The 10,696-nt window shown below is 72.2% G+C and carries 12 protein-coding genes; 6 read left to right on the plus strand and 6 right to left on the minus strand.

Annotation, left to right across the window (positions count from 1 at the left end; genetic code table 11):
- Positions 1 to 98: 98 nt before the first annotated feature.
- Both ACFQ9Z_RS27125 and ACFQ9Z_RS27130 read right to left on the minus strand, forming a co-directional pair.
- Positions 99 to 1,157, minus strand: coding sequence for an S-adenosylmethionine:tRNA ribosyltransferase-isomerase (locus tag ACFQ9Z_RS27125; RefSeq protein WP_383023840.1), 1,059 nt, complete (start codon positions 1,155 to 1,157; stop codon positions 99 to 101).
- A complete protein-coding gene (locus ACFQ9Z_RS27130) occupies positions 1,154 to 1,861 on the minus strand; it encodes an SDR family NAD(P)-dependent oxidoreductase (RefSeq protein WP_383023843.1) in 708 nt (235 codons plus the stop codon). Before ACFQ9Z_RS27130 ends, ACFQ9Z_RS27125 begins: the two co-directional genes overlap by 4 nt.
- 228 nt (positions 1,862 to 2,089) lie before the next feature.
- Between ACFQ9Z_RS27130 and ACFQ9Z_RS27135 the strand changes: the two genes are divergently transcribed.
- The gene (locus ACFQ9Z_RS27135; protein WP_383023846.1) at positions 2,090 to 3,235 is read left to right on the plus strand and encodes a GAF domain-containing sensor histidine kinase; all 1,146 of its coding nucleotides are present in this window, start codon (positions 2,090 to 2,092) and stop codon (positions 3,233 to 3,235) included.
- The gene (locus ACFQ9Z_RS27140) at positions 3,228 to 3,869 is read left to right on the plus strand and encodes a response regulator (protein WP_383023849.1); all 642 of its coding nucleotides are present in this window, start codon (positions 3,228 to 3,230) and stop codon (positions 3,867 to 3,869) included. Before ACFQ9Z_RS27135 ends, ACFQ9Z_RS27140 begins: the two co-directional genes overlap by 8 nt.
- Before the next feature lie 46 nt (positions 3,870 to 3,915).
- On the opposite strand, the gene ACFQ9Z_RS27145 is transcribed toward ACFQ9Z_RS27140, so the two are convergent.
- Positions 3,916 to 4,704, minus strand: coding sequence for a hypothetical protein (locus ACFQ9Z_RS27145; protein ID WP_383023852.1), 789 nt, complete (start codon positions 4,702 to 4,704; stop codon positions 3,916 to 3,918).
- A 151-nt stretch (positions 4,705 to 4,855) separates the two neighbouring features.
- On the opposite strand from ACFQ9Z_RS27145, the gene ACFQ9Z_RS27150 reads away from it, so the two are divergent.
- The 3 genes from ACFQ9Z_RS27150 to ACFQ9Z_RS27160 all read left to right on the plus strand — a co-directional run bounded on the left by ACFQ9Z_RS27150 (position 4,856) and on the right by ACFQ9Z_RS27160 (position 7,217).
- A complete protein-coding gene (locus ACFQ9Z_RS27150) occupies positions 4,856 to 5,647 on the plus strand; it encodes an ABC transporter ATP-binding protein (RefSeq protein WP_383023855.1) in 792 nt (263 codons plus the stop codon).
- A 61-nt stretch (positions 5,648 to 5,708) separates the two neighbouring features.
- Entirely contained in the window at positions 5,709 to 6,137 is a 429-nt protein-coding gene (locus ACFQ9Z_RS27155) for an NfeD family protein (RefSeq protein WP_383023859.1), read from the plus strand.
- A 111-nt stretch (positions 6,138 to 6,248) separates the two neighbouring features.
- Positions 6,249 to 7,217, plus strand: a complete 969-nt coding sequence (locus ACFQ9Z_RS27160) for an SPFH domain-containing protein (RefSeq protein WP_383023863.1) — start codon at positions 6,249 to 6,251, stop codon at positions 7,215 to 7,217.
- A 270-nt stretch (positions 7,218 to 7,487) separates the two neighbouring features.
- Here ACFQ9Z_RS27160 and ACFQ9Z_RS27165 read toward each other — a convergent pair whose 3' ends face one another.
- The 3 genes from ACFQ9Z_RS27165 to ACFQ9Z_RS27175 form a co-directional block, all read right to left on the minus strand.
- Entirely contained in the window at positions 7,488 to 7,994 is a 507-nt protein-coding gene (locus tag ACFQ9Z_RS27165) for an HNH endonuclease (RefSeq protein ID WP_383023867.1), read from the minus strand.
- Positions 7,995 to 8,161: 167 nt separating this feature from the next.
- Positions 8,162 to 8,701, minus strand: coding sequence for a YbhB/YbcL family Raf kinase inhibitor-like protein (locus ACFQ9Z_RS27170; RefSeq protein ID WP_383023870.1), 540 nt, complete (start codon positions 8,699 to 8,701; stop codon positions 8,162 to 8,164).
- Between the two features lie 43 nt (positions 8,702 to 8,744).
- On the minus strand, positions 8,745 to 9,527 hold the full coding sequence (locus tag ACFQ9Z_RS27175; RefSeq protein WP_383023873.1) for a sporulation protein: 783 nt from the start codon (positions 9,525 to 9,527) through the stop codon (positions 8,745 to 8,747).
- Between the two features lie 100 nt (positions 9,528 to 9,627).
- Here ACFQ9Z_RS27175 and ACFQ9Z_RS27180 point away from each other — a divergent pair, with 100 nt between their 5' ends.
- Entirely contained in the window at positions 9,628 to 10,278 is a 651-nt protein-coding gene (locus ACFQ9Z_RS27180; protein ID WP_383023876.1) for a DNA-3-methyladenine glycosylase, read from the plus strand.
- Positions 10,279 to 10,696: the final 418 nt, after the last annotated feature.

Below are 10,696 nucleotides of genomic sequence, written 5' to 3' on the forward strand. Positions count from 1 at the left end.
GTTTATCTCCTATGCCCTTTCGTACGTGACGTGGACCCTATGCGCGGGCTCACACCGGCGGCGCACAGGTCTCACCGCGAGTTGCCGTCGCAACGCTCTCAGTGAGTGGTTTCGGGGGGTAGCAGGAGGTGCACGTCCCCGAACTCGTGCCACAGGTAGCGCCCGTGCAGCGCCTCCTCGTAGGCGCGGCCCACCGCGGCCCGCCCCGCGACCGCCTCCAGCATCAGCAGATGCGAGGCCTCCGGCTCGTGCAGGCCCGTCAGCAACCCCTCGACCGCGCGCACCCCGCGCCCGGGCGTGACCACCAGATCGGTCCAGCCCTCGGCCGCCCGCACCACCCCGTCCGGCCCGGCCGCCGACTCCACCGCCCGCACGGCCGTCGTGCCCACCGCGACGACGCGCCCGCCACCGGACCGGGCGGCGTTGATCAGCCGGGCCGACGCCTCCGGGACGCGGTACCGCTCCGGATACGGCGGCTCGTGCGCCTCCGCCGAGGCCACCCCGGTGTGCAGCGTCACCGGCGCGAACTGCACCCCCCGGCTCACCAGCTCCACCACCAGGCGCTCCGTGAAGGGACGCGCCGCGCTCGGCATCTCCGCGCTGCCCGCCCCGTCCGGCGCCGGCAGCGCGAACACCGTCTGGTACACCGACAGCGGCTGGTCCCGGTCCGTATAGGAGTAACGGATGGGCCGCCCGTGCTCCCGGAGCACCCGCAGGACCTCCGCCCCGGCCGGCCGGGCCCACCGCAGCCGGTCGCCCCGCCCGCTCAGCGGCTCCTCCAGCACCAGCCGGGCGCCGCCGGGCAACCGCACCGCTGCACCCGCGGGCACGCCCGCACGCGCGCGCGTTGTACCCCGCCCGTCCGGTTCCCGCAGCTCCACCGCCCACCGGCCGTCGTCCCCGCGGGTGGAGAAGTGCACCACCACACGCGCGTGCCCGATCCGCCCGGTCACCGCGGCGGCCAGCGTGGGGGAGGTGTTCACCACCAGCAGGTCACCGGCCCGCAGCAGGTCCGGGAACTCCCGGAAGGCGTGGTGCGCCACCTCGGTGCCGCGCGACACCATCAGCCGGACGGCGTCCCGGTCCAGACCAGGCCCGCGCTGCTCGGCCGGCACGCGTGCCGACAGCTCGTCGGGCACCGTCACCGCGGTGGTCATCGCCCCTCCACCGGCGCCGGCGTCAGCGCCGGTGCCGTGTACCGCCCGCTCGCCGGACGCTCGTCCAGCAGCCGCAGGAACGCCGGCACCACGCGCGCGGGCTCGGGCCGCGCGTCCTCGTCGTCCGGGACGGCCGCCGCGTACAGGTCCGTCGCCATGTCCCCGGGATCCACCGCCCACACCCGCAGGCCCGGCTCCTCCCGGCCGAGCACCGCCGCGAGCTGGTCCAGGGCCGCCTTCGAGGCGCCGTAGCCGCCCCACGTCTCGTACGCCTCGACCGCCGCGTCCGAACTGACCGCGACCACCGCCCCCGCCGCCGACTCCCGCAGCAGCGGCAGCGCCTCCCGGACCAGCCCGAGCGCCGCCACGACGTTCACCTCCAGCGCCCGCCGCAGCCCCTCCACGGGCAGCTCCGCCAGCCGCACCAGCGGCTCGGCGCCGAGCGCGCTCGCGTTGCTCACCACCAGGTCGACCCCGCCCAGCCGCCGCGCGGCGGCCACCAGCGCGGCCCGGTGCCCGGCGTCCGTGACGTCCCCGGGCACCGCCGTCACCCTCGTGCCGTGCCCGGCGACCGCTTCCGCCGTCTCCTTCAGCGGCCCGGCGCCGCGGGCGTCGAGCACCAGGTCCCAGCCGCGCGCGGCCAGCCCCTCCGCCAGCGCCCGCCCCAGCCCCTTGGAGGCTCCCGTGATGATCGCTACCGGCATGACAACCGTCCCCTCTCTCGCCTGCCGCCCCGCCGGGCGGTGACCACAACCTAGGAACGGCCGCCCCGGCACCGCCTCGGACGCGGGCACCAGAGCGGCGGGGTCCTTCGGCGTACGCCCGACGCCCGGGGCCGCAGGACCTACCCCCAGCGCCCTAGGGCTCGCGACGGAGGCCCTGCCGCCACCGGTCCGATCCGCGCCGCCGCACCCCGCCGGTACCGTGAGGACATGAGTCAAGGCCCCCGGTCCGGCCTCGCCGCGGTGAGTTCCGCGCTGCTGGCCATGAGCAGGCACCTGGAGGTGCGCGACGTCCTGAAGACGATCGTCGCCTCGGCCCGTGAGCTGCTGGACGCGCAGTACGCCGCCCTCGGCGTCCCCGACGACCACGGCGGCTTCGCGCAGTTCGTCGTCGACGGCGTCAGCGACGCCCAGTGGAAGGCCATCGGCCCGCTGCCCCGCCGGCACGGCATCCTGGCCGCCATGCTGGACGAGGCCCGCCCCGAGCGCCTCGCCGACGTCCGCAAGGACCCCCGCTTCGAGGGCTGGCCGTCCGCCCACCCCGACATGTCCGACTTCCTGGGCCTGCCGGTCAGGGACGGCGAGGAGGTCATCGGGGCCCTCTTCCTCGCCAACAAGCGCTGCCCCAAGCCCGAGGGGAGCTGCGGCTTCACCGAGGAGGACGAGGAACTGCTCGCCATCCTCGCCCAGCACGCCGCGATCGCCCTCACCAACGCCCGCCTGTACGAGCGCAGTCGCGAGCTGACCATCGCAGAGGAACGCTCCCGGCTCGCCCACGAACTGCACGACGCGGTCAGCCAGAAGCTCTTCTCGCTGCGCCTGACCGCCCAGGCGGCGGCCGCACTGGTCGACCGCGACCCCGCCCGCGCCAAGGGCGAGTTGCACCAGGTCGCCGCCCTCGCCGCCGAGGCGACCGACGAACTGCGCGCCGCGGTCGTGGAGCTGCGCCCGGCCGCCCTGGACGAGGACGGCCTGATCGCCACCCTGCGCACCCAAGTACAGGTCCTCGACCGCGCCCACAGCGCGCGCGTGACCTTCGCCGGCAACGGCTTCCGCGCCCTGCCCGCCGCCCAGGAGGAGGCGGTGCTGCGGGTCGCCCAGGAGGCCCTGCACAACGCCCTGCGCCACTCCGGCGCCGAGCACGTCCGGGTGAGCGTGGACCGGCGCGGCGGCGGAGCCGTGCTGCGCGTCGCCGACGACGGCAGCGGCTTCGACCCGGGCGCCGTGCGCCGGGCCGGACGCCACCTCGGGCTCGTCTCCATGCGGGACCGGGCCGACGGCGTCGGCGGCACCCTCACCGTGCACGCGGAGCCCGGCAGGGGCACCACGATCGAGATGGAGGTACCCGGTGGCTGACCCGATCAGAGTGCTGCTCGTCGACGACCACCAGGTCGTCCGCCGCGGCCTGCGCACCTTCCTGGAGGTGCAGGACGACATCGAGGTCGTCGGCGAGGCCGCGGACGGCGACGAGGGAGTCGCCCGCGCCGAGGAACTGCGGCCCGACGTCGTCCTCATGGACGTCAAGATGCCGGGCACGGACGGCATCGACGCCCTGCGCCGGCTCCGCGAACTCGACAACCCCGCGCGCGTGCTGATCGTCACCAGCTTCACCGAGCAGCGCACGGTGGTCCCCGCCCTGCGCGCGGGCGCCGCCGGATACGTCTACAAGGACGTGGACCCCGACGCGCTCGCCGGCGCCATCCGTTCCGTGCACGCCGGCCACGTCCTGCTCCAGGCCGAGATCGCCGGCGCCCTGCTCTCCCAGGACGAGGCCGGCACCGGCCAGGGCCGGGCGGGTTCGCTCACCGACCGGGAGCGGGAGGTGCTGGGCCTGATAGCCGACGGCCGCTCCAACCGGGAGATCGCCCGCGCCCTGGTGCTCTCCGAGAAGACCGTCAAGACGCACGTGTCCAACATCCTGATGAAGCTCGACCTCGCCGACCGCACCCAGGCCGCCCTGTGGGCCGTACGGCACGGCGTGGCCGGCTGAACGGCCAGGCCGTCCGGGGGATCCCCAGGACGGCCCGGCCGACGCCTCAGCGGACCCCCCGCTCCCGCTCCTCCAGCATGGAGTTGTACGCCGCCACCTGGGCCCGCCGGGCGGTCCGCTCCACCGGCTGCAGCGCCGCGCCCCGCGCCGCCATCTCCGACGCGCTCACCGCACCGCCGTGCCCCTTGCCGTACGCCAGGGACACCAGCAGCCCCACCCGCTGCGCCAGCTCCAGCACCCGCACCGCACGCGGCGGGTACCCCGGCGCCAGCACCTCGCGACCCCGCTCGGACCGCGCCCGGTAGGCGTCGATCGCCGCCTCCGCCACCGGACCCGACCCGGCGACGTCCAGCTTCGACAGCACCTCGGTCGCCTCGCGCAGCGCCTCGGCCAGTTCCCGCTCGGCCTCACCGAGCGAGGGCACGTCCGCGGGCGGCGCCTCCCGCACCGGCAGTACATGCCAGACCACCTCGACGTGCACATCACCGTCCGGGCCCGCCTCGGACACCTCCGGGACCAGTCCGAAGGCCGCCCCGAAGCAGAGCACCGCCTCCTCGGCGTCCAGCGCCCGGTCGTTGAACTCCGGCGGCCCGCTCAGCCCCAGCGGATGGCCGGGAGCGGGCAGCGCCACCCGCAGACCGGTCACCCCCAGCGCCCGCAGCCGCCCCAGCGCCAGGGTGAGCCCCGCGGGCCCCTGCTCACCCGGCAGCCCCCGCACCCGGTGCACGGCGTCCTCGCCCACGATGGCGAGCGCGGCGTCGTCCGGAGAGACAAGTCCGGCCAGAAGGGCGTTTCCCCAAGCGGCGAGGCGTCCTGAACGCGGTTCCGAGAGCATGCCCCCACCCTAAGGACCGGACCGATGGAATGGTGCGGGGCACTCGTGGCGTAGATTTCATAGGGGCTGCGCCCACCGGCGCGGCGGCCCGAGCCACAGGCGTAAGCGACCAGCCGAGACCGGCCACACTGCAAGGGGAGACAACGCGCTCATGAGCGATGTTCTGGAGCTTCAGGACGTATCCGTGGTCCGTGAGGGCCGGGCTCTGGTGGACCAGGTCTCCTGGTCGGTGAAGGAGGGCGAGCGCTGGGTCATCCTCGGCCCCAACGGCGCCGGCAAGACCACCCTCCTGAACGTCGCCTCCAGCTACCTCTTCCCCAGCAAGGGCACCGCCACCATCCTCGGCGACACCCTCGGCCGGGTCGACGTCTTCGAACTGCGCCCCCGCATCGGCGTCGCCGGCATCGCCATGGCCGAGAAGCTGCCCAAGCGCCAGACCGTACTGCAGACCGTCCTCACCGCCGCCTACGGCATGACCGCCGGCTGGCAGGAGGAGTACGACGAGGTCGACGAGCAGCGCGCCCGCGCCTTCCTCGACCGCCTCGGCATGAGCGACTACCTGGACCGCCGCTTCGGCACCCTCTCCGAGGGCGAGCGCAAGCGCACCCTGATCGCCCGCGCCCTGATGACCGACCCCGAGCTGCTGCTGCTCGACGAGCCCGCCGCCGGTCTCGACCTCGGCGGCCGCGAGGACCTGGTGCGCCGCCTCGGCCGCCTCGCCCGCGACCCCATCGCCCCCTCGATGATCATGGTCACCCACCACGTCGAGGAGATCGCCCCCGGCTTCACCCACGTCCTCATGATCCGCCAGGGCAAGGTCCTCGCCGCCGGCCCGATCGAGCTGGAACTGACCTCCCGCAATCTCTCCCTCTGCTTCGGCCTCCCGCTCGTCGTCGAGCAGGTCGGCGACCGCTGGACCGCGCAGGGTCTGCCCCTGTCCTGACGCCCGCCGCGCTCCCGTTCGCGCCCTGTCCGCCGCGGAACCGCGGACCTACCATGACCATGTGAACGACATCGACGCATGGGTGTGGTGGCTCGTCGGCGCGGCGGCGCTCGGAATCCCCCTCGTGGTCACCGCGATGCCGGAGTTCGGCATGTTCGCGGTCGGGGCGGTCGCGGCCGCGGTCGCCGCCGGGCTCGGCTTCGGCGTGGTGATCCAGGTGCTCGCCTTCGCCGTCGTCTCGGTCGCCCTGATCGCCGTGGTCCGCCCCATCGCGGCCCGGCACGGCAGACAGCCCCAACTGGCCACCGGCGTCGACGCCCTGAAGGGGAGACAGGCGGTCGTCATGGAACGCGTCGACGGCTCCGGCGGACGCATCAAGCTCGCCGGGGAGATCTGGTCGGCCCGCTCGCTCGACACCGGCCGCGCCTACGATGTCGGCCAGGAGGTGGACGTCGTGGACATCGAAGGGGCCACCGCGATCGTCATCTGAGGCGTCCTGCCCACGAGTTGGGCCACGGTCTGTCAGACTCGACCAGCAAGATCCTCAACGGCGACTGGATCCGTTGAAGGTGCCGAGGCGGAGAGGGGTACGGGGAACACGATGGAACCGGTCATCATCGTCCTGATCATTCTGGTGGTGTTGGTCTTCATCGCCCTGATCAAGACCATCCAGGTCATTCCACAGGCCAGCGCCGCCATCGTCGAGCGCTTCGGCCGCTACACGCGGACCCTGAACGCGGGCCTGAACATCGTCGTCCCGTTCATCGACACCATCCGCAACCGCATCGACCTGCGTGAACAGGTCGTGCCGTTCCCGCCCCAGCCGGTGATCACCCAGGACAACCTGGTCGTCAACATCGACACCGTCATCTACTACCAGGTGACCGACGCCCGGGCCGCCACCTACGAGGTCGCCAGCTACATCCAGGCCATCGAGCAGCTCACCGTCACCACCCTGCGCAACATCATCGGCGGCATGGACCTCGAGCGCACGCTGACCTCCCGCGAGGAGATCAACGCGGCCCTGCGCGGCGTCCTCGACGAGGCCACCGGCAAGTGGGGCATCCGCGTCAACCGCGTGGAACTGAAGGCCATCGAGCCGCCCACCTCCATCCAGGACTCGATGGAGAAGCAGATGCGCGCCGACCGCGACAAGCGCGCCGCGATCCTCACCGCCGAAGGCACGCGCCAGGCCGCCATCCTGACCGCCGAGGGCGAGAAGCAGTCCCAGATCCTGCGCGCCGAGGGTGAGGCCAAGGCCGCCGCGCTGCGCGCCGAGGGCGAGGCCCAGGCCGTCCGCACGGTCTTCGAGGCCATCCACGCCGGCGACCCCGACCAGAAGCTCCTCTCCTACCAGTACCTCCAGATGCTCCCGAAGATCGCCGAGGGCGACGCCAACAAGCTCTGGATCGTGCCCAGCGAGATCGGCGACGCCCTCAAGGGCCTGTCCGGCGCGATGGGCAACTTCGGCCCCCTGGGCGGCGGTCAGCCCGGCAACGGCGGCAACTCCGTCCCGCCCCAGAACAACGGCCCCCGCACGGAACGCCGCGAGAAGCCGAGCATCGACTAGGGGCTCCTCACCACGCCGGTTCCCGCCGCGCCTCCTCGGGGGCGCGGGGAACCGCGCGAACGGCCGAGGGCGACCCGCCGCCGCGGACGAGCCGCCGGCGGACGACCAGGGCCTGTCTGACGATTCCCGCCGTGCCCACGGCGTCTGGCACCGCACCTCGCCGCGTTGACGGGTGCGCCCAGGTACGTCCAGTACGAGGGCGACCCTCCGCCTTGCGATGCACGGCACCAGGCGCCGCGGGCCGATCCGAAGCGAATCGTCAAACAGGCTTTAGGCCGCGTCCCGGGCCAGCCACTGGGGAAGGGCCGTGATGTCCTCCTGCCCCAGGGCCAGCAGCATCGCGTCGGCCGGTGTCGGCTCGAACGGCTCCCGCAGCAGAGCCATACCGGCCTCGTCCGGAGTCCGGTTCGCCTTGCGGTGGTTGTCCTCGGCGCACGCGGCCACCGTGTTCAGCCACGTGTCCTGGCCGCCCTTCGACCGCGGCAGCACGTGGTCCACGGTCGTCGCCCTGCGCCCGCAGTAGGCGCACCGGTGCCGGTCCCGGACCAGCACCCCCCGCCTCGACCACGGCGCTTGTCTTCGGAACGGCACCCGTACGTATCTGCAGAGCCTGATCACCCGGGGCGCGGGTATGTCGACATCGGCCCCGCGCATGCGCAGCACGGGATGGGCCTGCTCGACGACGGCCTTGTCCTGCAGCACCAGAACGACGGCCCGGTTCAGAGTCACCGTCGACAGCGGCTCGAAGCTCGCGTTCAGAACCAGCGTGTCACGCATCCAGCCCACCTCCCGTGCGCACCTGCCCACCCCCCGGCGGGCTCGGATCAACTCTGTACGGGCGCGCCGAGATGGACAACGCAATAAAAAATGCCCGCCCCTGATCAATTCCAAGACCAGAGGCGGGCAAACGTTCCATGAACGCTTGGCTGGATCAGCGCGGTGCGTCAGCCCCCGGCGGGCGTCTCGTACTCACCGATGAGCTGGGCACGCGCGATCGCGTGGAACCGCAGATTGAAACCGACGACCGCCGGAGAGACGTCCGCGTCCGGACCGAGCTTCTCCTGGTCCACCGCGTACACCGTGAAGACGTACCGGTGCGGGCCGTCGCCCGGCGGCGGAGCGGCGCCGCCGAAGTCCCTGGACCCGTAGTCGTTGCGGACGTGCACGGCACCCTCCGGCAGTCCCTCGAACCCGCCGCTGCCCGCACCCGCCGGCAGCTCCGTCACGGAGGCCGGGATGTCGAACAGGACCCAGTGCCAGAACCCGCTGCCGGTCGGCGCGTCGGGGTCGTAGCAGGTCACGGCGAAGCTCTTGGTCTCCGCCGGGAACCCCTCCCAGCGAAGCTGCGGCGAGGTGTTCCCCTCCGCGTGGACCTGGGCGCTCTTCAGCGTCGCGCCCTCCTCGAAGTCCTCACTCGTCACCGTGAACGACGGAACGGGCGGATGGAAGTCGTGGGGGAGCGGCCGCCGCTTGAGCTCGGTCACCTCGGTACCTCCTGATCGGTTACTGGAATCAGCAATTCCGAGCCTAGAACCAGTTACGCCGGGATCCGACCTCGGACAGCCACTGGTTGAGGTAGGCCGCCCAGTCGGTCCCGTGGTAGTCGTTCAGACCCACCTGGAAGGAACGGAAGCTGTCCGAGCCCTCGCTGAACAGCCCCGACTTCTTGTCCATCTCCAGGACGACGTCCATGGCGTGCTCGTCGGCCACGAAGCTCAGCTCGACCTGGTTCAGCCCCCGGTACTGCGACGGCGGGTAGAACTCGATCTCCTGGTAGAAGGGCAGCCGCTGCCGCGTGCCCCGGATGTGACCGCGCTCCATGTCGGCGCTCTTGAAGCGGAAGCCGAGCTGGATGAAGGCGTCCAGGATCGCCTGCTGCGCCGGCAGCGGGTGCACGTTGACCGGGTCGAGGTCGCCGGAGTCCACCGCGCGGGCGATCGCCAGTTCGGTGGTCACACCGATGTGCATGCCGCGCAGCTCCTGCCCGTCGATCATCGTGACCGGCGTCTCCCAGGGGATCTCGAGCCCGAACGGCACCGCGTGCACGGCGCCCGCCTGCAGCTCGAAGGCGCCACCGAGCCGCACCTTGGTGAACTCGATGTCCTGCTTGTACTCCTGGTCGCCGCTCTCCACCTCGACCTTGGCCTGCAGTCCCACGGACAGGCCCTCGATGTCCTGGTTCACGGACCCGCCCTGGATCCGCACCTCGCCCTGGACGACACCGCCCGGGACGACGTTGACCTCGGTGAGCACCGTCTCGACCGAGGCCCCGCCGGCCCCGAGACTCGCGAGCAGCTTCTTGAACGCCATGACTCTCCCTATACGAAAGGACCCTCGCCCCGTACAAACGCGATCGGACCACCGGCGGTTCCGGCCGGACGGCCACTCGCCTGGGCTACCCTCGGAGGGCATGATCGCGCCCCCGGACCGTAAGCCACTGCCCCGAGCCTTCTTCGACCGCCCCGTGCTCCAGGTCGCACCCGACCTGCTCGGCCGCATCCTGGTCCGCGCGACCCCCGACGGCCCGATCGCGGTATGCCTCACCGAGGTCGAGGCGTACGACGGCCCCAACGATCCCGGCTCGCACGCCTACCGCGGCCGCACCGCACGCAACGACGTGATGTTCGGCCCCGCGGGACACGTGTACGTCTACTTCACCTACGGCATGTGGCACTGCATGAACCTGGTGTGCGGACCCGAGGGCACGGCGAGCGCCGTGCTGCTGCGGGCCGGCGAGGTCGTCGAGGGCGCCGAGCTGGCCCGCGAACGCAGGGTTTCGGCCCGGAACGACAAGGAACTGGCCAAGGGCCCGGCCCGCCTCGCCACGGCGCTGGGCGTGGACCGCGCCCTCGACGGCACCGACGCGTGCGCCGCCGGCGAGACGCCGCTGAGGATGCTGACCGGCGCCCCGATCCCTTCCGACCAGGTGAGGAGCGGTCCGCGCACCGGGGTCGCCGGCGACGGCGGCAATGGCGACGTCCACCCGTGGCGCTTCTGGGTGGCCGACGATCCGACCGTGAGCCCGTACCGGGCCCACGTGCCGAGACGGCGCCGCAGTTGACTCCGCCCCGGAAGGTGCGTAATGTAGCCCAAGCCGCTGAACCGGGTACGGTGATCGCCTGCAGCCGGAGCGGCCAACCCACTACCTAGCTACAACCCCTGAGCGGGGTCGATTGTGGCGCGCCCGCGCGTTGCAATTCGAACTCGCCGGACTCGATTATGAGTCGCCGGGAGAATCGGCTAACGTAGTGAATGCCGAAAGGCCGACGGGTGAACGCCCAGGGCCGCCGGCAAATCCCGCCGACAGGGAATCGGACGCCGAAAGGATCTGATAAAGTCGGAACCGCCGGAAAGGGAAACGCGGAAGCGGGAACCTGGAAAGCACCGAGGAAATCGGGTCGAGAAAAGATCTGATAGAGTCGGAAACGCAAGAACGAAGGGAAGCGCCCGGAGGAAAGCCCGAGAGGGTGAGTACAAAG

The sequence above is a fragment of the Streptomyces sp. NPDC056580 genome (genome assembly GCF_042793175.1).
GTDB lineage: Bacteria > Actinomycetota > Actinomycetes > Streptomycetales > Streptomycetaceae > Streptomyces.

Bases quoted from the DNA above. Each gene is read 5' to 3' on its own strand.
- ACFQ9Z_RS27125 (WP_383023840.1), bottom strand. From the start codon at position 1,157: ATGACCACCGCGGTGACGGTGCCCGACGAGCTGTCGGCACGCGTGCCG.
- ACFQ9Z_RS27130 (WP_383023843.1), bottom strand. From the start codon at position 1,861: ATGCCGGTAGCGATCATCACGGGAGCCTCCAAGGGGCTGGGGCGGGCG.
- ACFQ9Z_RS27135 (WP_383023846.1), top strand. From the start codon at position 2,090: ATGAGTCAAGGCCCCCGGTCCGGCCTCGCCGCGGTGAGTTCCGCGCTG.
- ACFQ9Z_RS27145 (WP_383023852.1), bottom strand. From the start codon at position 4,704: ATGCTCTCGGAACCGCGTTCAGGACGCCTCGCCGCTTGGGGAAACGCC.
- ACFQ9Z_RS27150 (WP_383023855.1), top strand. From the start codon at position 4,856: ATGAGCGATGTTCTGGAGCTTCAGGACGTATCCGTGGTCCGTGAGGGC.
- ACFQ9Z_RS27160 (WP_383023863.1), top strand. From the start codon at position 6,249: ATGGAACCGGTCATCATCGTCCTGATCATTCTGGTGGTGTTGGTCTTC.
- ACFQ9Z_RS27165 (WP_383023867.1), bottom strand. From the start codon at position 7,994: ATGCGTGACACGCTGGTTCTGAACGCGAGCTTCGAGCCGCTGTCGACG.
- ACFQ9Z_RS27175 (WP_383023873.1), bottom strand. From the start codon at position 9,527: ATGGCGTTCAAGAAGCTGCTCGCGAGTCTCGGGGCCGGCGGGGCCTCG.
- ACFQ9Z_RS27180 (WP_383023876.1), top strand. From the start codon at position 9,628: ATGATCGCGCCCCCGGACCGTAAGCCACTGCCCCGAGCCTTCTTCGAC.